This is a genomic window from Scopulibacillus daqui, from assembly GCF_016908855.1.
In the GTDB taxonomy this organism is placed as follows: domain Bacteria; phylum Bacillota; class Bacilli; order Bacillales; family Sporolactobacillaceae; genus Scopulibacillus_A; species Scopulibacillus_A daqui.
This window is the reverse complement of the sequence record NZ_JAFBER010000021.1, coordinates 1-21,078: the sequence shown is the minus strand read 5'-3', so window position 1 is coordinate 21,078 and position 21,078 is coordinate 1. Positions and strand designations below refer to the sequence as shown.

At 40.5% G+C, this 21,078-nt stretch carries 23 protein-coding genes; all 23 read left to right on the top strand.

The window, feature by feature from the left end:
• Window positions 1-3 precede the first annotated feature (3 nt).
• The 23 genes from yabN (at window position 4) to lysS (ending at window position 20,730) form a co-directional block, all read left to right on the top strand.
• Entirely contained in the window at window positions 4-1,464 is a 1,461-nt protein-coding gene (gene yabN / locus JOD45_RS13035) for a bifunctional methyltransferase/pyrophosphohydrolase YabN (protein WP_205004337.1), read from the top strand.
• A gap of 100 nt (window positions 1,465-1,564) precedes the next feature.
• Window positions 1,565-1,837, top strand: coding sequence for an HU family DNA-binding protein (locus JOD45_RS13030; protein WP_205004336.1), 273 nt, complete (start codon window positions 1,565-1,567; stop codon window positions 1,835-1,837).
• Window positions 1,837-2,097, top strand: a complete 261-nt coding sequence (locus tag JOD45_RS13025) for an RNA-binding S4 domain-containing protein (protein ID WP_205004335.1) — start codon at window positions 1,837-1,839, stop codon at window positions 2,095-2,097. Before JOD45_RS13030 ends, JOD45_RS13025 begins: the two co-directional genes overlap by 1 nt.
• Before the next feature lie 118 nt (window positions 2,098-2,215).
• Window positions 2,216-2,524, top strand: coding sequence for a sporulation protein YabP (gene yabP, locus JOD45_RS13020; RefSeq protein ID WP_205004334.1), 309 nt, complete (start codon window positions 2,216-2,218; stop codon window positions 2,522-2,524).
• On the top strand, window positions 2,521-3,090 hold the full coding sequence (yabQ, locus tag JOD45_RS13015) for a spore cortex biosynthesis protein YabQ (protein ID WP_205004333.1): 570 nt from the start codon (window positions 2,521-2,523) through the stop codon (window positions 3,088-3,090). The genes yabP and yabQ overlap by 4 nt, the downstream gene beginning before the upstream one ends.
• 10 nt (window positions 3,091-3,100) lie before the next feature.
• Window positions 3,101-3,481, top strand: coding sequence for an FtsB family cell division protein (locus JOD45_RS13010; RefSeq protein ID WP_205004332.1), 381 nt, complete (start codon window positions 3,101-3,103; stop codon window positions 3,479-3,481).
• A 68-nt stretch (window positions 3,482-3,549) separates the two neighbouring features.
• A complete protein-coding gene (locus JOD45_RS13005; protein WP_205004331.1) occupies window positions 3,550-3,957 on the top strand; it encodes a S1 domain-containing RNA-binding protein in 408 nt (135 codons plus the stop codon).
• Window positions 3,958-4,212: 255 nt separating this feature from the next.
• Window positions 4,213-6,714, top strand: a complete 2,502-nt coding sequence (gene spoIIE, locus JOD45_RS13000) for a stage II sporulation protein E (RefSeq protein WP_205004330.1) — start codon at window positions 4,213-4,215, stop codon at window positions 6,712-6,714.
• Window positions 6,715-6,778: 64 nt separating this feature from the next.
• On the top strand, window positions 6,779-7,513 hold the full coding sequence (locus JOD45_RS12995) for a VWA domain-containing protein (RefSeq protein WP_205004329.1): 735 nt from the start codon (window positions 6,779-6,781) through the stop codon (window positions 7,511-7,513).
• Window positions 7,479-8,444, top strand: coding sequence for a serine/threonine protein kinase (locus JOD45_RS12990; RefSeq protein WP_205004328.1), 966 nt, complete (start codon window positions 7,479-7,481; stop codon window positions 8,442-8,444). Before JOD45_RS12995 ends, JOD45_RS12990 begins: the two co-directional genes overlap by 35 nt.
• 86 nt (window positions 8,445-8,530) lie before the next feature.
• Entirely contained in the window at window positions 8,531-9,949 is a 1,419-nt protein-coding gene (gene tilS, locus JOD45_RS12985; RefSeq protein ID WP_205004327.1) for a tRNA lysidine(34) synthetase TilS, read from the top strand.
• Window positions 9,949-10,485 carry a hypoxanthine phosphoribosyltransferase gene (gene hpt / locus JOD45_RS12980; RefSeq protein WP_205004326.1) on the top strand — a complete coding sequence of 179 codons (537 nt, stop codon included), beginning with the start codon at window positions 9,949-9,951 and terminating at the stop codon, window positions 10,483-10,485. Before tilS ends, hpt begins: the two co-directional genes overlap by 1 nt.
• Before the next feature lie 74 nt (window positions 10,486-10,559).
• Window positions 10,560-12,497 (top strand): ATP-dependent zinc metalloprotease FtsH, encoded by a 1,938-nt coding sequence (gene ftsH / locus JOD45_RS12975; protein WP_205004325.1) that lies wholly within the window; start codon window positions 10,560-10,562, stop codon window positions 12,495-12,497.
• 90 nt (window positions 12,498-12,587) lie between these two features.
• Entirely contained in the window at window positions 12,588-13,355 is a 768-nt protein-coding gene (locus JOD45_RS12970) for a type III pantothenate kinase (RefSeq protein WP_205004369.1), read from the top strand.
• Between the two features lie 27 nt (window positions 13,356-13,382).
• Window positions 13,383-14,258: an Hsp33 family molecular chaperone HslO gene (gene hslO / locus JOD45_RS12965; protein WP_205004324.1), complete on the top strand. Its 876-nt coding sequence runs from the start codon at window positions 13,383-13,385 to the stop codon at window positions 14,256-14,258.
• A gap of 96 nt (window positions 14,259-14,354) precedes the next feature.
• On the top strand, window positions 14,355-15,275 hold the full coding sequence (gene cysK / locus JOD45_RS12960) for a cysteine synthase A (RefSeq protein ID WP_205004323.1): 921 nt from the start codon (window positions 14,355-14,357) through the stop codon (window positions 15,273-15,275).
• A gap of 214 nt (window positions 15,276-15,489) precedes the next feature.
• The gene (pabA, locus tag JOD45_RS12955; RefSeq protein WP_205004368.1) at window positions 15,490-16,074 is read left to right on the top strand and encodes an aminodeoxychorismate/anthranilate synthase component II; all 585 of its coding nucleotides are present in this window, start codon (window positions 15,490-15,492) and stop codon (window positions 16,072-16,074) included.
• A gap of 82 nt (window positions 16,075-16,156) precedes the next feature.
• Window positions 16,157-17,008 (top strand): dihydropteroate synthase, encoded by an 852-nt coding sequence (folP, locus tag JOD45_RS12950; protein ID WP_205004322.1) that lies wholly within the window; start codon window positions 16,157-16,159, stop codon window positions 17,006-17,008.
• The gene (gene folB / locus JOD45_RS12945; protein ID WP_205004321.1) at window positions 17,001-17,360 is read left to right on the top strand and encodes a dihydroneopterin aldolase; all 360 of its coding nucleotides are present in this window, start codon (window positions 17,001-17,003) and stop codon (window positions 17,358-17,360) included. The genes folP and folB overlap by 8 nt, the downstream gene beginning before the upstream one ends.
• A 2-nt stretch (window positions 17,361-17,362) precedes the next feature.
• Complete coding sequence (folK, locus tag JOD45_RS12940) at window positions 17,363-17,899, top strand: 2-amino-4-hydroxy-6-hydroxymethyldihydropteridine diphosphokinase (RefSeq protein ID WP_239549274.1); 537 nt, start codon at window positions 17,363-17,365, stop codon at window positions 17,897-17,899.
• Window positions 17,851-18,060: a helix-turn-helix domain-containing protein gene (locus JOD45_RS12935; protein WP_205004320.1), complete on the top strand. Its 210-nt coding sequence runs from the start codon at window positions 17,851-17,853 to the stop codon at window positions 18,058-18,060. The genes folK and JOD45_RS12935 overlap by 49 nt, the downstream gene beginning before the upstream one ends.
• 12 nt (window positions 18,061-18,072) lie before the next feature.
• The gene (gene dusB / locus JOD45_RS12930) at window positions 18,073-19,059 is read left to right on the top strand and encodes a tRNA dihydrouridine synthase DusB (protein ID WP_205004319.1); all 987 of its coding nucleotides are present in this window, start codon (window positions 18,073-18,075) and stop codon (window positions 19,057-19,059) included.
• 180 nt (window positions 19,060-19,239) lie between these two features.
• Window positions 19,240-20,730 carry a lysine--tRNA ligase gene (gene lysS, locus JOD45_RS12925; protein WP_205004318.1) on the top strand — a complete coding sequence of 497 codons (1,491 nt, stop codon included), beginning with the start codon at window positions 19,240-19,242 and terminating at the stop codon, window positions 20,728-20,730.
• The last annotated feature ends 348 nt before the right edge of the window (window positions 20,731-21,078 follow it).

The window sequence follows — 21,078 nt, the reverse complement described above, 5'->3', positions numbered from 1 at the left end:
GTAATGATTAGAAAATTAACGATTATAGGATTGGGAGCCGGGGGGATTGATCAGCTGTCACTTGGGATATACAAAAAGCTGAAGGAAGCGGACAAGCTCTATTTAAGAACAGCGGATCATCCTGTAGTCCGGGATTTGGAAAATGAAGGCATTAAATATCATTCCTTCGATCATATTTATACAGAGCAAGACACGTTTGAAGGGGTCTATGATCAAATTGTTAAAGTCCTGCTTAAGGAAGTGCGTCAATCCGATGAAGTTGTATACGCGGTGCCCGGACACCCTATGGTAGCAGAACGCACGGTTCAGCTGCTGCTGAATGAAGCTAAGGGCGATCAAGAGATTTCAACAAACATTTTAGGAGGGCAAAGTTTTCTTGATCCATTATTTGCTGCACTTAAAATTGACCCTATAGAAGGATTAAATTTTGTTAATGCTATGGACCTTGATGGTGATGAGCTTCACTTTAATCAGCATTTAGTCATTTGCCAAGTCTACGATAGTTTTGTTGCATCTGAGGTTAAGCTGGTTCTTCTTGAGCATCTTCCTTATGATTATCCTGTATCAATTGTTACGGCATGCGGGCACAAAGACGAAAAAGTGATTCATATTCCGCTTCACGAACTGGACCATAATATCGAAGTCGATAATTTGACAAGTGTCTACGTGCCGCCGGTAAAGGATCGAAACTTATTAAATCATACTTTTCCTGCGCTTAGAAAGGTTATTCGCAAACTTCGCAGTCCTGAAGGCTGTCCGTGGGACCGTGAGCAAACACATGAGTCATTGAAAAAATATTTAGTTGAAGAAACATATGAGGTTCTTGAAGCGATAGATCAGCAAGATGACGAACATTTGGCAGAGGAATTGGGCGATGTCCTTTTACAGATCATGCTGCATGCGCAAATTGGAGAAGATGAAGGATATTTTTCCATTGATGATGTCATTAGGTCGATTACAACTAAAATGATACGGAGACATCCGCACGTTTTTTCTGATAAAAGTGTCGAAAGTGCCGATGAGGTTATCGCCAATTGGGAACAAATTAAGGCCGAAGAAAAAGGGGTGAAGAACGATTCGTCTCTGCTTAGCGGCATTAATAAAGCGCTGCCGCCGCTTTTAAAAGCCCTGGAATATCAAAAAACCGCGGCCAAGGCAGGATTTGATTGGGAGGATATCCAGTCTGTATGGGCCAAAGTCGACGAAGAGTTAAAAGAAGTTAGAGATGCATGCGAAACCTCGCCGGATCATCTGGAATTGGAGATTGGCGACCTCCTTTTCTCAGTCGTTAATTTGGCAAGGTGGAAAGGTATAAATCCTTTTCTTGCTTTAGAACGGACAAACCGTAAATTCCTTGAACGATTTACTTATATTGAACAATCCGCCAAGTCAGAAGGTAAGACAATCCATGAGCTAACCTTAGAGCAAATGGACAAGTTATGGGAAGAATCTAAGAGAAAATAATTTCTTATGAAGAAGGATTATGCTGTTAAACAGAGAATAAGTTTTGGTAAAATGGTATAGCTGGTCCTTATTACTAAAGCGGCAAAAGGAGGATTTAAAGATGAACAAAAATGAATTAGTTAACAATATTTCCGAAAAAAGCGGACTAACGAAAAAAGATGTAGAATTGGTTGTTAATGAACTTTTAGATCAAATTACAGAAGCGCTTAAAAAGGACGAAAAGGTTCAGTTTGTAGGATTCGGCACTTTTGAAACAAGAGAGCGTTCCAGCCGCACCGGCAGAAACCCTCAAACTGGCGAGACAATCACAATCCCGGCTTCAACTGTTCCTGCCTTCCGTGCCGGCAATAAACTAAAAGAAGCTGTAAAATAATGCGGCTTGATAAGTTTCTAAAAGTGTCCCGCCTTATCAAGCGGCGGACCGTTGCCAAAGAATTGGCTGACCAAGGCCGCGTTGACATTAATGGCCAAAAGGCAAAGGCGAGTTCAGACATTAAAGTGAACGATATCTTATGCATCCATTATGGTCAAAAGGTATTAACGGTAAAAGTGACTGAACTTAAAGAAACTGTCAAGAAGGATGAAGCCGGGACGCTTTATGAAATAGTAAGTGAAGAGCCGGTGAACAAATGAGAAGGGATAAGCGATTATCCCTTCTTTTTAAAACGAAAAGAAGCCATTTGGATGTCAAATAGCTTGTTCTAAAATGACCCTCTCCCTCATAACAATGAAACAAAGAGGAGGGAGAGCAATGGATCATTATTATTCTCAACCTATGAATAATAAAGACAAGCCATCACCGAACCACGATATTATCATGAAAAGCCGGAAGAAGATTGAAATTACCGGCGTAAAACATGTTGAAAGTTTTGATCATGAGGAATTTCTCCTAGAAACGGTTATGGGTTTCTTAGCCATTAAAGGCAGTCATTTGAAAATGCAAAACTTGAACGTTGAGCAGGGCATAGTGGTCATTGAGGGGAAAATCTTTGAAATGAGCTACCTTGATGACCATGACGGAGAAAATTCTAAAGGTTTCTTCAGCAAATTGTTTAAATGAGCCTGCATGAGCAATTCTCTACAATCATTGCAATGACTGTCATGGGGGTATGGATCGGCATTTCTTTAACCACTTATCATCGTTTTGTCCACCCTAAGAAAAAATGGCGTTGGATGATGATCATAACCGATACACTTTTCTGGGCTTTCCAAGGTTTGTTTGTTTTTTTTGTTCTTTTGAAAGTCAATGAAGGTTTGATCCGCTTTTATATTTTTATAGCCCTGGCCATCGGGTATTGTGCATATAAAGCGCTCTTTCAAAGCATTTATGAGAGCATATTGGAATGGCTGACCAATGTTGTTGTCAAAACGGCGCTGATGATTTACTTGACAATAAAGATGCTCATTGTACAACCTGTTTGGATACTGTTGAAGCTTCTCTATAGATCATGTAAGATATTAATAAGCGTTTTGCTGAGCGCTGTTTTGTTTATTGTATCAGTCATTGTTTTTCCATTTAAATGGGCTGTAAGGCTGTTAGTGCCGCAATCGTTTATTGATAGACTGGTTAGATTTTTTTATATTGCCATACGATTCTTTGACCGTTTCACAAAAAAGTTCAGGTAGGAGGGGTACCATGAATCCAACCGGGAAGTTTGGTGTCACGCCGATAAATACCGATTATGTTACTTCAAAAGAGATATATGAAAGAAAGATGCAGAAACGGCGGAAGGGATTAATTCGCCGTCTAACGGTATTCGCGATTATTATGGCTGTTGTTGTTGGAAGCATGGTATCCGTTATTTTATCTCAAAGAAGTCAAATTAATAAAAAGGAAACGGAAAGGGCACAATTAGAAAAAAAATTAAAAGAAGAAAAACATAGTGAAAAGGCTTATCGAAGCAAGATTCGTCTTTTACATAACGATGATTATATTGGTGAATTAGCACGCAAAGATTTTTTATTGTCAAAAAAAGGTGAAATTATTTTCCCTTCTCATGAGACTGACAAACATTGACATGCTCTTTTTTCATTATGTATAATAATATAAATTATATATACTTTTTTAGGAGGAGCATTTCTTTTATGTCAATTGAAGTAGGCAGCAAGCTGCAAGGGAAAGTGTCAGGTATTACAAACTTCGGAGCCTTCGTTGATCTGCCGGATGGCAAGACAGGCTTGGTCCACATCAGTGAAGTAGCCGATCGCTATGTTAAAGATATAAATGACGTTTTATCGGTAGGTGACGAGGTAACAGTTAAGGTTCTCCAAGTTGAGCCTGACGGAAAGATTGGTCTGTCAATCCGTAAAGCTGTCGATAAGCCAAAATTTAATTCAAGACAGAAAGGCGGGCACAAGGGAAAGCGTTTCAATAAAGAGCAATCTTTTGAAGATAAGATGCTTCGCTTCCTTAAGGATAGTGAAGATCGTCTTTCCGCTTTAAAAAGACAAACTGAATCAAAACGCGGCGGACGCGGCGCCAGAAGAGGTTAAGCTTGCTGTCTTAAGCGATTAAGTATAGATGCCAAACACCCATTGATAGGGTGTTTTTTTTATGCGTTTCAGTTTCGGCGCTTTAAGAAATGGTCAATCGGCCAAATAAGGTAATTTCCCTATATATATTTTAACGCATCGTTTGGCGTGTTTAGTCGAAGAGTTTTTTGAATATTCACTGACATTTTGACAAAATACGAAAGTCTAATGTGTTTTAATGGGACATACAATAATAACTTACGGGTGGTGCAAGTGATGATACAACGTTTTGAAAGTCCTGATTCTCATGCAATAGGTGCTTATACGCCAGCGGCCAAACAACAACGCCGCTATCTGCAGCGGGCCATTTTAAGTTTAAAAGCAGCGTTGGTAAAGGTTTTCGTGCGGTGGGAAACTTTTTGTATGATCATTGGCTTTTTGCTTGGACGAGCTTTAATATTATCTAATATGTCACCATTCATTATTCCTTTTTTTGCAACCGTATTGGCTTTAAAGCGAAGCAAATATTGGTTGGCTTTCGTTAGTTTAATGGCCGGGGGTATCACGGTTTCGCCAAAGCATGGACTCTTTGTTCTCATGTCTGTTATTGTTTATATTTTTATTCGTGCGGCGGCTGTCCGATTTATCAAAAAGGACAATTTGAAAGCATTGCCTTATCTCGTTTTTATGAGCAGTGCTGCTGCAAGGCTTGCATATGATTTTATGATGACGCAGCAATGGCAAACATCCAGTTTATTTATAGCCTTAGTTGAGTCGGGGTTAGGATTTATTTTAACTTTAATCTTTTTGCAAAGTATGCCGCTCTTGTCCTCAAAAGTAAGAACAAAGGTTTTGAAAAATGAAGAAATTATTTGTTTTATTATTATGCTTGCGTCAGTTTTAACGGGAACAATCGGCTGGCACCTTGGCCAAGTATCGATGGAACATGTTTTCTCACGCTATTTTGTACTGTTATTCTCTTACGTAGGCGGAGCTGCTATTGGATCGACGGTGGGTGTAGTCGTTGGTTTGATACTAAGTCTGGCTAATGTCACCAGCCTTTACCAAATGAGTCTATTGGCATTCTCAGGTTTGCTTGGCGGACTTCTAAAAGATGGAAGAAAAATAGGCGTTTCTCTGGGGCTGGTTATCGGAACTTTATTAATTGGCATGTACGGGCAGGGGTATCAGCAGCTGCCCAGTACAATGATTGATTCCCTCATTGCTGCTGCCTTGTTTTTATTGACGCCGAAGTCTGTATCCGCAAAGCTTGCTTCGTATATTCCCGGTACGAAGGAATATCATGCTCAGGAACAGCAATATTCGAAGAAACTCCGTGATGTGACCGCGCATAGAGTTGAGCAGTTTTCTAACCTGTTTCAAACTTTATCGAACAGTTTTTCTCCGGGCAAATTTTATAATGAGGAGGAGAGCTATGGAAAAGAAGTAGATATGTTTTTAAGCAATGTGACAGAAAAAACTTGTCAAACGTGCTTTAAGAAAGAATATTGCTGGGTTAAACATTTTGATGAAACCTATGACTTTATGAGCCAGATCATGGAACAGACTGAGGAAGAACCGGTAATAAAAGATGCTAATCTTAACAGAAGGTGGCAAGCGCATTGTGTGAAGCCTGAGAAAGTAACACAAGCTATTTTTGAGGAACAGGCGCATTTTAATAAACATAAAATGCTGAAGCAAAAAATGAAGGAGTCCAGGCGGCTGGTCGCTGAACAGTTAATGGGTGTATCTCAGGTTATGGGGGATTTTGCCCGTGAAATAAAGAGAGAAAGCAATACCCATCAACAACAAGAAGAAGAAATTATGATTAATCTTCAAGAGATAGGGCTAGATGTTGAAAACGTAGATATATACAGTCTTGAGGAAGGGGCGGTAGATATTGAAATGACACTTCCAATGGACTGCCATGGCGAATGTGAAAAAGTCATTGCCCCTATCCTTTCTGATATTCTTAGGGAAAATATTATTGTCAAAAAGAAAACAAATGACCATTCAAATCCAAGCGGATATTACCAGGTTGTTTTTGCATCAGCAAGAGCATTTGAAATAGATACCGGAGTTGCCCATACCGCAAAAGGCGGCGGATGGATATCAGGTGATAATTTTTCTACCTTTGAATTGGGTGCCGGCAAATTTGCGTTAGCTATTAGCGACGGCATGGGCAATGGTGAGAGAGCTTATTTAGAAAGCAATGAGACATTAAAGCTATTATCAAAAGTATTGAAATCGGGGATTGATGAAACAATCGCGATTAAGTCTATTAATTCGATTCTTTCATTAAGAACGACAGATGAAATCTTTTCAACATTAGACTTAGCCATGATTGACTTGCAAAATGCAAGCGCTAAATTTGTGAAAATTGGATCAAATCCAAGTTTTATTAAACGCGGCGATAAGGTGATGATAGTAGAAGCCAGCAATTTGCCGATGGGGATTCTCCAAGATTTTGAAGTGGATATCGTTGGGGAGCAATTAAAAGCGGGTGATCTTTTGATTATGATGAGCGACGGCGTGTTTGAAGGGCCTAAACACATTGAGAACAAAGAGCTTTGGATGAAAAGGAAAATCAGAGAATTAGAGACCGATGACCCTCAAGCTATCGCAGATTTAATTATGGAAGAAGTGATCCGAACACGAGGCGGATTAATTGAAGATGATATGACGATTGTTGTTGCTAAAATCAAACACCATACCCCTAAATGGGCAGCTATACCAACTTACACTAAAAACAATATACTTCGTCGCAAAGCACAATAGCCGTTGTATAAAACACTTATCTCTTGGCAATGATGGTGGATAAGTCAAGAGAGGGTGAACAGAAATGAAAAAAGGAACTTTAAAACAAATCCTTTTAATTACTGATGGCTGTTCAAATCAAGGAGAAGACCCCGCTGCGATGGCCGCGTTAGCAAAGGAACAAGGCATTGCTGTAAATGTCATTGGCGTTATACACGACCATCAATCAGATGACAGCGGTATACGGGAAATAGAGGATATTGCTCTGGCCGGCGGCGGCATCAGTCAAATTGTGCACACAAAGCAGTTATCTCAAACAGTGCAGATGGTTACAAGACAAGCGATGACCCAAACAATTAAGGGGGTTATTAACCAAGAATTGCAAAATATTCTCGGGGATCATGAAACGATGGAAGATCTTCCGCCTGAGAAGCGCGGCAAGGTCATGGAGGTCGTTGATGAATTAGGAGAAACGGTTGATTTAGAAGTGTGTATTCTAGTAGATACAAGCGCTAGTATGAAAAGTAAGCTTCCGACTGTTCAAGAAGCTTTGCTAGATTTATCGATTAGTTTAAATTCTCGTATGGGAAACAATCAGTTTTGCCTGTATTCATTTCCCGGGAAACGTCATGCTACAAACAAGCTTATGGCCTGGACACCGCAAATTGACAGCATTAGCAGCGTTTTTACAAAGTTAGCTTCCGGCGGCATTACGCCAACAGGTCCAGCGATTAGGGAAGCCATTCAAACCTTTTCCAAAACATCTAGGAGGAGTTTCTTATCCGATGATGAATCATTCTATGAAGAATCAGGATATTAATTTAGCTTCCGGCACAATGATTACAGGTAAATGGCATGGGAAAAGCTATCAAGTGATAAAATGTTTGGGCAGCGGTGCGCAAGGAACGGTTTACTTAGCCCACTCTCCGGCTGGCAGAGTTGCTGTTAAATTCAGCAAAGATCGCTCGCAGGCAACAACTGAAGTAAATGTATTGAAGGAATTGCAAAAGGTCCAAGGAGAACCCCTGGGACCTTCTTTGTATGATGTCGATGATTGGGTGGCCCGCGGAAGAAATATCAGTTTTTATGCTATGGAGTATATCCGCGGTCTCCCTTTGGTTGAATACCTTAAAGTCAAAGGGTTTGATTGGGCTTGCATATTGATGATTCAACTTTTAAAGGATTTAGAGAGACTTCACCGAGAGGGATGGATATTCGGCGATCTTAAGCCGGAAAATTTAATTGTTTCAGAACCCGGATTTCGAATAAGGTGGCTTGATGTTGGCGGCGTTACTTTAATAGGGCGGTCAGTCAAGGAGTATACTGAATTTTTCGACCGCGGCTATTGGGGTTTTGGACACCGAAAAGCCGACCCTCAATACGATTTGTTTGCTGCTGCTATGATTCTAGTTTATGCAGCAGGGCGCAAACGTTTTGAAAAACAGCAAGACTCCAAGAAGCAATTGCTCGAATATATAAAGAATCACAAGAGGCTGAGTTCATTGCAAACGGTTTTAAATAAAGCGATAACGGGAAAATATACTAGAGCAAAAGATATGAGAGATGAATTATTGCAGCAAATAAATGAAACCTCATCCCCGCAAACACGTTATTATAATAAGCCTGTCAAACCCAGCAGGAAAATGCAGCAAAAAAGAAGAAGGAGAAAAAGAGGCTGGATGGCAATGTTAGTTTTAGGAGTGTTCGCAGCAGGCCTTTATATTCTTTACCTGAAGTTATATGTTATGTAAAATGGATGATGTTTATAAGGACTGGGGGCTCATGAAAGCAGAGGGGCTCCCGAATGAACTAAATCAAAAGCAAAGGTGACTTTTTCTTGGAGCATATTGTTGAACAGTTTATAAAGCGTCATAAATTAGTCCATCGCCATGACACAATTGTTGTAGGAGTTTCAGGCGGCCCTGATTCGATGGCGCTGCTTGATTATTTAAATAAGATGAAAGAATCGTGGGGCATCAAAATAATCGCTTGTTGTGTTGATCATATGCTGCGAGGCGGCGATTCCCGCAAAGATTTAGAATATGTTGCATCTTTTTGCAAGCGAAAGGATATATTATTTGAAGGTAAAAGTATTAATGTTCCCCAATATAGAAAGGAACACCGCATCAGTACAGAGGCTGCTGCGAGAGCTTGCCGCTACAAAGTTTTCGGTGACGTCATGAAACGATATAACGCTGCAGCGCTTGCTCTTGCTCATCACGGGGATGACCAGATCGAGACGATGTTAATGAGGCAGGTAAGAGGGAGTTTCGGCGCTGCCCGGGCAGGGATTCCGGTATCGCGTTCATTTATGAACGGAAAAATCATTCGGCCTTTTTTAACTGTCACAAAGAAGGAAATTGAAAAATATTGCCTTGAAAACGGCATTCAACCAAGAGTTGATAAAACAAATGAATCTGATGAGTACACACGAAACCGATTTAGAAAGGTTATACTTCCTTTTTTAAAGGCTGAAAACCCTCAAGTTCATTTGCGGTTTCAACACGACAGCGAAATGCTGTATGATGACAATCGCTATTTAGATCAATTAGCTCAGGAAAAGCTACCTGATATTGTGACAATTAAAAGACAAGAGCAAATAACAATAGCAATACAGCATTTTCTTCATACTCCGATTCCTTTACAAAGAAGAATTATTCATCTAATATTAAACTATCTTTACCATAACAAACATATTGAGCCATCACTTCAATCAATACATATTGAGACATTATTGGATTGGTTTCGTTCTGATAAATCATCAGGAACGAGACATCTTCCTAATCAATTGATTGCTGTCCGGTCATATGATCAATGCACGTTCACATTTAAGCAAGATCATAACAGGCATGCGAACTATGAAAAAGCACTTGCCGTTCCGGGCGTTACACAGATTCCTGCAGGCACGATTACAGCAGAAGTAACAAATGATGTTAATGGTTATGAAAAGGGATTAAACCGCTTTATTTGCCCGTATGATCAAGCGGAACAGCCGCTTATTGTAAGATCGCGGCAAAATGGCGACCGTATAGCTCCCAAAGGGATGAGCGGCACCCAAAAGATCAAGGACATTTTCATCAATGCTAAGATAGACCGCAGGTTAAGAGAAGTGTGGCCGGTTGTCGTTGATGCAAATGGATATGTTTTATGGTTACCTTTGCTGAAACATAGCAATAAAGCATCTTTGGATGTGAAAAATACAAAATACCTAATATTAACATTTGAACCAACAGCTAATTTTGGGAGGCAGGCGTAATGAAGGAAGATATGCAAGACATACTTTATACTGAAGATGACATTCAGAATAAAGTCATTGAGCTAGGTGAAACGCTATCAAGGGAATATGAAGGCAAGTTTCCGCTTGTGATCGGCATTCTTAAGGGTGCTTTGCCATTTATGGCGGATTTGATTAAACGGATACATGTACACTTGGAAATTGATTTTATGGATGTTTCCAGTTACGGGAATTCTACAGTCTCTTCTGGGGAAGTTAAGATTATTAAGGATCTGGACACCTCAGTGGAGGGACGAGACATTCTTATTGTAGAAGATATTATTGACAGCGGTCTGACCCTTAGTTATTTAGTGGATTTATTAAAATACCGCAAAGCAAAGTCCATTAAAATTGTCACGCTCCTGGATAAGCCGACAGGCCGGAAAGTAGATATTGTTCCGGATTTAACCGGGTTCACAGTCCCTGACGCATTTCTGGTAGGATACGGGTTGGATTATGCAGAAAAATACCGCAACCTTCCTTACATTGGGGTTTTGAAGCCCGAAGTATATGAGTGATAATTCTTGTGACATTTAAAATGAGTATGGTACTATAAAATATGGTTTCCTTTTATTGCGGGAGGAGGTAAGGGATGAGTCGAATATTTAGAAATACCATTATATATTTGCTCATATTTTTAGTTATAATTGGAATAGTGAGCTTCTTTACGACTTCGAATCAAGAAGTACGTTCCATGAGTTATAGTGAATTTCAACAGCATTTAGTTAAAGGCGATGTTAAATCACTGACATTGCAGCCTGAAGGCAGCGTTTATGTTGCTCAAGGTCAATTGAAAAATTACGATAGAAATACATCTTTTAAAACATATGTACCTTTCAATGAAAAAGCGGTTGATCAAATAAGAGATCAAGCAAAACAAACAGATGTTCATTTTAAACCCCAGGAGCAAACCAGCGGGTGGATAAACTTTCTTACAACGATGATCCCGTTTGCCATCATCTTTATTCTGTTCTTTTTCTTGATTAATCAGGCTCAAGGCGGCGGCGGCCGTGTCATGAATTTCGGCAAAAGCAAAGCCCGATTATATTCAGAAGACAAAAAGAAAGTAACATTTAAGGATGTTGCAGGAGCAGATGAAGAAAAGCAGGAACTCGTCGAAGTTGTAGAATTTTTGAAGGACCCAAGGAAATTTTCGGCTCTAGGCGCCCGGATTCCAAAAGGTGTTCTTTTAGTCGGTCCTCCTGGTACTGGTAAAACGTTGCTGGCTCGTGCGGTAGCTGGTGAAGCAGGCGTACCGTTCTTCTCTATAAGCGGTTCGGACTTTGTGGAAATGTTTGTCGGCGTCGGTGCTTCCCGTGTTCGTGATTTGTTTGAAAATGCAAAGAAAAATGCCCCGTGTATTATCTTTATTGACGAGATAGATGCTGTCGGCAGACAACGCGGTGCAGGACTTGGCGGCGGCCACGATGAACGCGAGCAAACATTGAACCAGCTCCTCGTTGAAATGGATGGTTTCGGCGTTAATGAAGGCATCATTATTATCGCTGCTACGAACCGTCCGGATATTCTAGACCCTGCGCTCTTGCGTCCCGGCCGTTTTGACAGGCAAGTTCCTGTCGGCCGTCCAGACCTTAAGGGACGTGAAGCTGTATTGCGCGTTCATGCAAGAAACAAGCCGCTGGCTAAAGAAATTGACCTTAGAACCGTTGCTAGACTGACACCAGGTTTCTCTGGTGCCGATCTGGAGAATTTGCTTAATGAAGCTGCCCTTGTTGCGGCAAGGAGCGACAAAAAGCAAATTGATATGGAAGACATAGACGAAGCCGTGGAACGCGTCATTGCCGGTCCGGCCAAAAAATCCCGTGTTATTTCTGAAAAAGAAAGAAATATTGTTGCTTATCATGAATCAGGCCACACCATTATCGGCCTTAACTTATCAAGTGCGGAAACTGTCCATAAGGTAACGGTTGTTCCGCGCGGTCAAGCAGGCGGTTATGCTGTAACCCTTCCTAAGGAAGACCGCTACTTCATGACTGAACCAGAGCTGCTAGAGAAAATTACCGGTTTGCTTGGCGGACGTGTTGCTGAGGAGCTTACTTTTGGTGAAGTAAGTACCGGTGCCAGCAATGACTTCCAAAGAGCTACCGGCTTAGCGCGGAAAATGGTAACTGAATTTGGTATGAGCAAGAAACTGGGACCAATGCAATTCGGAACCAGCGAAAGCGGTCAAGTATTTTTGGGCCGCGATATTCAGAATGAACCGAATTACAGTGACGCGATTGCCTATGAAATCGATATGGAAGTTCAGCGTATTATTAAAGAATGTTATGAGCGCTGTAAGAAAATCCTTACAAAAGACAGAGATAAGCTCGAACTTATTGCGCAAACGCTTCTTGAAGTTGAAACTTTAGAGGCTGATCAAATTCGTGCGCTGTATGAACGCGGCGAACTGATTGAAGCAAATAAAAATAAATATAGTTCAGATGACGCAGATGTGAAAGTCAATATTAATAAAAAAGAAGAATCTGAGGATAAAAACCCAGATGAAGACAATAAAATAGACGAATAAACAAACGTATGGATGCCTCAAAATTAGGAGGCATCCATTTTTTATGGTAAGATATAAGCGTTTTAAACAATAATTAGTATGGTGATCAAAATGATATTTGTATGCGATGTTGGTAACACGAATATTGTATTAGGCGTTTATGAAGGCGATGAACTGGTTCATCATTGGCGGATAGCGACAAACCGCGATAAAACAGAAGATGAATTTGCGATGATTATTAAGGACCTTTTTTTGGATGTTCATTTAAAATTTGAACAAATTAAAGGCATTATTATATCATCAGTGGTCCCTTCGATTATGTTTTCTTTAGAGCGTATGTGCGAAAAATATTTTAAGCAAAAGCCTATTGTTGTCGGGCCGGGCATTAAAACGGGTTTGAATTTAAAATATGACAACCCGAGAGAAGTTGGAGCTGACCGTATTGTAAATGCTGTTGCGGGCATACACTATTATCAAGCTCCGATGATTATCATTGATTTTGGCACCGCGACAACCTATTGCTACATTGATGAAGAAAACAATTATATCGGCGGTGCGATTGCTCCCGGTGTCAATATTTCAACCGAGGCGCTTTATAATCAAGCCTCAAAGCTGCCAAGAATAGAAATTATGAAACCGCCGCACATTGTTGGCAGGAACACCGTTAATGCCATGCAATCAGGTATTCTCTATGGATATGTCGGACAAGTCGAAGGTATTGTTACAAGAATGAAGCAGCAAGCAAAGAAAGAGCCTATTGTCATTGCAACAGGCGGACTCTCTTCATTAATTGGCAAAGAAACAAATATGATCGATCATATTGATCCGTTCCTAACATTAAAAGGTTTGTATCTAATTTATACAAGAAATAAAGTTTAGTTCAAAGCCGGAAGGAGGACAAACGCATTGTCTGATTACTTGATAAAAGCACTTGCCTACGACGGGCAAATAAGGGCTATGACTATTCTAACGACAGATATGGTGAATGAAGCGCAGCGGCGCCATCAGACATGGCCGACGGCGTCTGCCGCTCTTGGCAGGTCTATGACAGCAGCAACGATGATGGGCGCACAGCTTAAAGGCGAAGAGAAAATAACTGTCACGATTGAAGGCGGAGGTCCTATAGGTGCCATCATTGTGGATGCTAATGCAAAAGGAGAAACAAGAGGTTATGTGAGCCATCCCCAGGTCCATTTTGAGCTGAATAAGCAAGGAAAGCTCGATGTAGCCAGGGCAGTAGGGACTAACGGCTTTTTAAGTGTTGTTAAGGATTTAGGTTTGAAAGAAAACTTTACCGGCAGAGTACCGATCGTTTCAGGCGAAATCGGCGATGATTTTACTTACTATTTTGCTCGTTCGGAACAAGTTCCGTCTGCTGTAGGTGTTGGTGTTTTGGTTAATCCTGATAACAGCATTAAAGCTTCAGGAGGTTTTTTGATTCAAGTTCTGCCGGGAGCAAGCGACACTTTGATTGATAAAATTGAACAACGGCTGACTGAAATTCCGCCGATTTCCAAATTGATCGAAAGCGGTCAAACGCCCGAAGATCTTCTCGACACTTTATTTGGCGAAGGGCATTATAAGGTTATTGATAAGATGCCGGTCAAATTCAAATGCCAATGTTCCAAAGAAAAAATTGCAAATGCATTAATCGGCCTGGGCAAGGAAGAAATCAAGGCAATGATCGAAGAGGATCACGGTGCTGAAGCTTCTTGTCATTTTTGCCGGGAGACCTATCGTTTCTCGGAAGATGATTTGCAGGAAATTTATCGGGCAATTTAGTAAATTTTCGTTGACACCCTGTGAAAAGGTTTGTTAAGATAATTCCAACAAAACAAACTCAATTACTCGGATTTCTTATGCGAGAGGGGAAACGATATGATTGCGAATTCGATTATAGACTTAATCGGTCAAACACCTATTGTCAAACTCGGCAGATTAACAGGTGAAAATGAAGCGGATTTATATGCAAAGCTTGAGTACATGAACCCTGGAAGCAGCGTCAAAGACCGTATTGCTAAAGCGATGATTGAGGCAGCTGAAAAAGAAGGAAAGATTAAGCCTGGAGATACAATTATTGAGCCTACCAGCGGAAACACCGGCATCGGCCTTGCAATGGTGTGCGCAGCAAAGGGCTACCGCGCCATTCTTGTTATGCCTGAAACGATGAGTATGGAAAGGCGGAATTTACTGCGGGCCTATGGCGCCGAATTGATTCTTACTCCTGGCCCAAGCGGCATGAAAGGGGCCATCGCAAAAGCCGAAGAGTTAGTAGAAGCAAAAGGATATTTTATGCCGCAGCAGTTTAAAAACAAGGCGAATCCGGAAGTTCATCGTCTGACGACAGGCAGGGAAATTGTTGAACAAATGGGCGATCAGCTGGATGCCTTTGTTGCCGGTATCGGCACAGGGGGAACGATTTCTGGAGCAGGAAAAGTTTTAAAAGAAAACTATTCAGATATAAAACTATACGCTGTTGAACCGGCTGATTCTGCTATTTTGTCTGGAAGTGAACCTGGGCCGCACAAACTTCAAGGATTAGGCGCGGGCTTCATACCGGATACTTTAGATACACAAATTTACGACCAAGTGATTACTGTAACAACTGAGCAGGCCTTTGAGTATGCACGTTTGGCTGCGAAAAAAGAGGGCGTTCTTGGAGGCATTTCCTCAGGCGCTGCGATATATGCCGGCATTCAAGTCGCTAAGCAGCTTGGCAAAGGAAAGAAAGTTCTTGTTGTACTTCCGAGTAATGGAGAAAGATATTTAAGTACGCCGCTTTATCAATTTGATGAATAAGCAGTAATGAGACAATTGAAGTTGAAGGTTTTAGAAGTCAGGTTGTCGATCGTTTTGCGACAGCCTGATTTTTTATACTAAAAGTTTGGTATAAGATATTGACGGTTTTCATGATCCGGTTTAGGCTTATATGTAAAGTCATAATATGTCATTTGTTTTGGGAATAGGGCAGTTGAGTGAAGAAGAGGAGAGCAGAGCTGAGGAGGAGAAGCTGATGATTTTAATGATTGATAATTATGATTCATTCACTTATAACCTTGTCCAATACTTTGGTCATTTGATGCAGGATATCAGGGTATATCGGAATGATCAAATAAGTGTTCAAGAAATAAATGAATTGAGCCCGGATTATATTGTCATATCGCCTGGTCCGTGTACGCCTAATGAGGCTGGGGTAAGTCTTGAAGTCATTCGTCAATTTGCCGGAAGCGTTCCTATACTTGGTGTTTGCCTTGGCCATCAAGCTATCGCCCAAGCTTTTGGCGGACAGATTATCCGAGCCAAGAAACTTATGCATGGAAAAACATCAGTCATCACACATGATGGAAAGACCATTTTTAAACATCTGGACGCCGACTTTGAAGTGATGAGATATCATTCGTTAATTGTTGATAAAGCTTCATTGCCGGAAGTGTTTGAGGTTAGCGCTTGGACATCTGAAGGAGATATCATGGGTATCCGTCATAAAACATTGCCGATAGAAGGGGTTCAATTTCATCCTGAGTCAATTATGACAAAGAATGGCATGAGAGTTCTGCAGCAATTTTTACAGCACTATGCTGGCAAAGTACATGTTTAAAACAAACATTAATTTGTTTCACATGTAACATTAAAACATTTTAAAAGAAATATATAAGAAATCCTGCCAGGCGGTGAAAGTCATGTTAGCAATAAAGCAGCATAACCATCAAATGATTATTCGCAATCATACACTTGATTTCAGCAAGAAAACAATCATCATGGGCATTTTAAATGTTACGCCGGATTCTTTTTCTGACGGCGGTTGTTATAATCGAATTGATGTAGCTGTGTCGCATGCTCTGGAGATGATTCGCGACGGGGCTGATATTATAGATATAGGGGGAGAATCCACGCGTCCGGGCAGTGATTTCATCCCTCTTGATATTGAATTAGAAAGAATTATACCGGTGATTAAAGCGATACGGAAAGTGTCTGATATTCCAATTTCCGTAGACACGTATAAAGCTGAAGCAGCAAAGCAAGCTTTAGAAGCCGGAGCCGATATCATTAACGATGTTTGGGGCGCGAAGAAAGATCCGAACATGGCTTCTATTGCGGCGAGCTATAATGCTCCGATCATTCTCATGCATAACAGAGATAACTTAGATTACCAAGACCTTTTAACAGATATGAAAAATGATCTGTTAGAAAGTATAAATTTGGTTAAAAATGCCGGTTTGGCTGATGATAAAATTATTATTGACCCTGGCGTCGGTTTTGCTAAGACGTACAACGATAATTTAAAAGTGATGAATAACCTTGAGGCATTCCATAGTCTAGGTTATCCGCTGCTTCTGGGAACTTCGAGAAAAAGGTTTATTGGCAAAGCGCTGGGGACAACCGTCAATGATCGAATGGAAGGTACAGGGGCTACAGTATGCTTAGCGATTACTAAAGGCTGTCAAATGGTTAGGGTTCATGATGTTAAATCAATCGCACAAATGGCTAAAATGATGGATATCATGCTTTCGGAAGGTGAACCGATTGGATAAGATTTATGTTAATAAAATGGCTTTTTATGGTTATCATGGCGTTTTCAGCGAAGAAAATAAGCTGGGTCAGCGTTTTTTTGTCGATGTTATCTTAGAGCTGAATTTAAAAAATGCCGGAAAAAATGATGATCTCAATAAAACGGTCAATTACCAGGATATTTATGAAATCACGAAAAAGATTGTTGAGGGTCCGCCTAAAAAGTTAGTCGAAAGTGTTGCAGAAGATATTTCCGAAGCATTGCTTTCCACTTTCCCGAACATTCAAAAGTGCCATATCAAAGTAACTAAACCGGATCCGCCTATACCGGGATATTATGATTCTGTAGCTATTGAATTAACAAGGAGCCGGTAATGATGATGGAAGAAGAGTCAGTTGCATATATTGGTCTAGGTTCAAATATGGGGGATCGAGACAGCTATTTATTCCAGGCATTAAAGAAATTAAATCATCATCCTAATATCAGCATCGCTTGCTGTTCTTCAATTTACGAAACAGAACCGTATGGACCTGTTGAACAGAGGGAATTTTTGAATTTGGCGGCTGAAGTCCATACCAGTCTATCCCCCGAATCATTGCTAAAAGTCTGTCAAGCGATTGAATGCTCACTTGGAAGAAAAAGAGATGTACACTGGGGACCCCGGACGATTGACCTTGACATTTTATTGTATAATAAAGAAAATATTGAGAAGGAAAATCTAAAAGTGCCGCATCCTGAACTTTCAAAACGACTATTTGTATTAACCCCTTTAAAAGAGATTAATGCAGAATTAATCGTCCCCCACATTAATGAATCCATCGAAAACTTATATAAGAAACTGAAAAGTGAAGAAGGAGTGCGCATATGGAGGCCGAACAATGGGGAAGGAGAATTCGGGCTTTTCGAAAGCTAAAGGGTTATACCCAAGCAGATTTGGCAAAAGAAGTAAATGTCTCGCTCTCTGTCTTAGGTGAAATTGAAAGGGGCAACCGTTTGCCTGAAGATCATTTAGTCAAAAAAATTTCTGATACTCTCGGTGTATCTATTGATGAATTAATGGAAATAAAGAATTAAAGGGATGATAACATGTTAAAAATCGGGCCGATTGAATTGAAGAATCAAGTGGTTTTAGCACCGATGGCCGGCGTGTGCAATCCAGCCTTTCGCTTAATTGCCAAAGAATTTGGAGCCGGACTTGTATGTGCCGAAATGGTTGCTGACCGCGGGATTATCAATCAAAATAAAAAATCTCTGGAAATGCTTTATGTTGACGAAAGGGAAAAGCCCTTAAGCCTGCAAATTTTCGGCGGGTCTAAAGAAACGCTTGTAGAAGCAGCGAAATATGTAGATAAATATACGAACGCAGACATCATAGATATCAATATGGGCTGCCCTGTACCGAAAATCACAAAGTGTGACGCTGGTGCCAGATGGCTTCTGAACCCGGATAAAATTTATGAAATGGTTTCAGCTGTTGTAGAAAATGTTGAAAAGCCCGTTACAGTGAAGATGAGAAAAGGCTGGGATGATGACCATATTTATGCGGTGAAAAATGCCCAAGCCGTTGAAAAAGCAGGCGGCCAAGCGGTTGCTATTCACGGCCGTACAAGGGTTCAAATGTACGAAGGCCAAGCTGACTGGGATATTATAAAGGAAGTTAAACAATCGGTTAGCATTCCTGTTATAGGCAACGGTGATGTCGTAACGCCTGAAGACGCCAAGCGCATGCTTGATACAACAGGTGTTGACGGTGTTATGATAGGAAGAGGAGCGTTGGGAAATCCTTGGATGCTGTATCGTACAGTTCAGTACTTAGAATCCGGCGTCCTTCTGCCTGATCCGGATCCGAAAGAAAAAATCGATGTTTGCTGCTTACATCTCGACCGATTAGTCAAATTAAAAGGCGAGGATATAGCGGTAAAAGAAATGCGGAAGCATGCAGCGTGGTATTTAAAAGGGATACGCGGAAGCAACAATGTGCGCAAAAAGGTCAATGTTTGTGAGAAAGCGGATGAGCTTAAAGAAATTTTATATGATTTTGTTGAAAAATTAACAGTTGAACAAGCGTCTTAAATAAAATCATATAATCGCTTTAGGTTGACATTAACTGTCTGCTTAACTATAATTCGACCTAGATACAAGGCTGCCGGTGCGTACTGGCAGTCTTTTAATCATATTGCTTTAGAAATCTAAAGGCATTGTCCATTTTAAATAATAGGTCCGTACATATGACCGAGATAAGGAGCTGCTATTATGAGTCAGGATGTTGAATTAAATGATTTGCTTCGCTCGAGAAGAGAAAAATTAAATACACTCCTAGAAAATCAACTTAATCCGTTTGGAGAACGATATGAGAGATCTCATACCGCCGAGCAAGTTGCAGAAGCTTATGATCAATTTACAAAAGAGGAACTCGCTGAAAAGGATGTTTCCGTTACTTTAGCTGGACGAATAATGACAAAGCGCGGTAAAGGGAAAGCAGGTTTTGCACATATTCAAGATTTAACAGGGCAGATTCAAATTTATGTTCGTAAAGACACAGTGGGCGATGAACAATACGATTTGTTTAACTCAATTGATATTGGCGATATCGTTGGGATTAAAGGTGTTGTCTTTAAAACAAAAGTTGGAGAGTTATCAATTAAAGTCTCCGATTTTAAACTGTTGACAAAATCAATGCGCCCGTTGCCAGATAAATTCCATGGTTTAAAGGATGTCGAGCAGCGTTATCGTCAACGGTATGTTGACCTTATCATGAATCCTGAAGTAAAGAATACTTTTATCACGAGAAGTAAGATTTTACGATACATGCGTCAATATTTGGATGAACAAGGTTTCTTAGAAGTTGAAACACCAATGATGCATAATATCCCAGGCGGTGCTGCCGCGCGTCCGTTTATCACTCATCATAATGCCTTAGATATTCCGCTTTATATGCGGATCGCCATTGAACTCCACCTTAAACGGTTAATTGTCGGAGGACTGGAAAAAGTCTATGAAATTGGCCGCGTCTTTAGAAATGAAGGTGTATCTACACGTCACAATCCTGAGTTTACAATGTTAGAGCTTTATGAAGCATATGCCGATTTTCATGATATTATGTCATTAACTGAGAATTTGGTTGCTTATATTGCCGAAAAAGTGTTAGGTACAACAAAAATCACTTACGGAGAGCATGAGATTGATTTAAAACCTGAGTGGAAACGGGTTCATATGGTTGACGCTGTCAAAGAACAAACGGGCGTTGATTTTTGGAAAGAGATGACTGATGGTGAAGCGCGTGAATTAGCGCACCAGCATGGCGTCGATGTTAAACCTAATATGACTTTTGGCCATGTCGTTAATGAATTTTTCGAACAAAAAGTAGAACATACATTAATTCAGCCTACATTCGTTTACGGACATCCTGTAGCCATTTCTCCATTAGCCAAAAAGAACGCTGATGATCCTCGCTTCACTGATCGTTTTGAGCTGTTTATTGTCGGGCGTGAACATGCTAATGCGTTTAGTGAGCTTAATGATCCTATTGACCAAAGAGAACGTTTTGAAGCACAAGTAAAAGAAAGGGCCGAAGGAAATGATGAGGCACATATGATGGATGAAGACTTTTTAGAAGCGCTTGAGTACGGCATGCCGCCAACCGGAGGCTTAGGCATTGGTGTGGATCGCCTTGTTATGCTGCTGACCAATTCACCATCTATTAGGGATGTATTATTATTTCCGCAAATGCGTAAAAGAGATTAATTTAAGAGCAGCTTATGCTGCTCTTTTTTTAACTTAAAAAAGCTGTTGACTAAATAACAGGCAGGTGATAATATATAACTTGTCATTTCTGAAGCAGCTTTTGAAAAAACGAAAAAAGTTGTTGACTTTTTGTGAACAAGTTGTTACAATTAACATTGTCGCTTTGAAATGAAGCGAAAAAGATACAGAAAAAAGTTGTTGACAAGATGTTATCAGTTTGATATAATGAGAAGGTCGCTGTCAAACAGCAACAACTTAAAAATAACGATTGTTCTTTGAAAACTAAACAAAAGCCAAGCGTGATTGAAAGGGCAACTTTCAAAAACAGCTAAGGATCATAACGATTAA

Excerpts from the sequence above, each read along its gene's own strand:
- yabN (WP_205004337.1), top strand. The coding sequence starts at position 4 with ATGATTAGAAAATTAACGATTATAGGATTGGGAGCCGGGGGGATTGAT.
- JOD45_RS13030 (WP_205004336.1), top strand. The coding sequence starts at position 1,565 with ATGAACAAAAATGAATTAGTTAACAATATTTCCGAAAAAAGCGGACTA.
- JOD45_RS13025 (WP_205004335.1), top strand. The coding sequence starts at position 1,837 with ATGCGGCTTGATAAGTTTCTAAAAGTGTCCCGCCTTATCAAGCGGCGG.
- yabP (WP_205004334.1), top strand. The coding sequence starts at position 2,216 with ATGGATCATTATTATTCTCAACCTATGAATAATAAAGACAAGCCATCA.
- yabQ (WP_205004333.1), top strand. The coding sequence starts at position 2,521 with ATGAGCCTGCATGAGCAATTCTCTACAATCATTGCAATGACTGTCATG.
- JOD45_RS13010 (WP_205004332.1), top strand. The coding sequence starts at position 3,101 with ATGAATCCAACCGGGAAGTTTGGTGTCACGCCGATAAATACCGATTAT.
- JOD45_RS13005 (WP_205004331.1), top strand. The coding sequence starts at position 3,550 with ATGTCAATTGAAGTAGGCAGCAAGCTGCAAGGGAAAGTGTCAGGTATT.
- spoIIE (WP_205004330.1), top strand. The coding sequence starts at position 4,213 with ATGATACAACGTTTTGAAAGTCCTGATTCTCATGCAATAGGTGCTTAT.
- JOD45_RS12995 (WP_205004329.1), top strand. The coding sequence starts at position 6,779 with ATGAAAAAAGGAACTTTAAAACAAATCCTTTTAATTACTGATGGCTGT.
- JOD45_RS12990 (WP_205004328.1), top strand. The coding sequence starts at position 7,479 with ATGATGAATCATTCTATGAAGAATCAGGATATTAATTTAGCTTCCGGC.
- hpt (WP_205004326.1), top strand. The coding sequence starts at position 9,949 with ATGAAGGAAGATATGCAAGACATACTTTATACTGAAGATGACATTCAG.
- ftsH (WP_205004325.1), top strand. The coding sequence starts at position 10,560 with ATGAGTCGAATATTTAGAAATACCATTATATATTTGCTCATATTTTTA.
- JOD45_RS12970 (WP_205004369.1), top strand. The coding sequence starts at position 12,588 with ATGATATTTGTATGCGATGTTGGTAACACGAATATTGTATTAGGCGTT.
- cysK (WP_205004323.1), top strand. The coding sequence starts at position 14,355 with ATGATTGCGAATTCGATTATAGACTTAATCGGTCAAACACCTATTGTC.
- pabA (WP_205004368.1), top strand. The coding sequence starts at position 15,490 with ATGATTTTAATGATTGATAATTATGATTCATTCACTTATAACCTTGTC.
- folP (WP_205004322.1), top strand. The coding sequence starts at position 16,157 with ATGTTAGCAATAAAGCAGCATAACCATCAAATGATTATTCGCAATCAT.
- folK (WP_239549274.1), top strand. The coding sequence starts at position 17,363 with ATGATGGAAGAAGAGTCAGTTGCATATATTGGTCTAGGTTCAAATATG.
- JOD45_RS12935 (WP_205004320.1), top strand. The coding sequence starts at position 17,851 with ATGGAGGCCGAACAATGGGGAAGGAGAATTCGGGCTTTTCGAAAGCTA.
- dusB (WP_205004319.1), top strand. The coding sequence starts at position 18,073 with ATGTTAAAAATCGGGCCGATTGAATTGAAGAATCAAGTGGTTTTAGCA.
- lysS (WP_205004318.1), top strand. The coding sequence starts at position 19,240 with ATGAGTCAGGATGTTGAATTAAATGATTTGCTTCGCTCGAGAAGAGAA.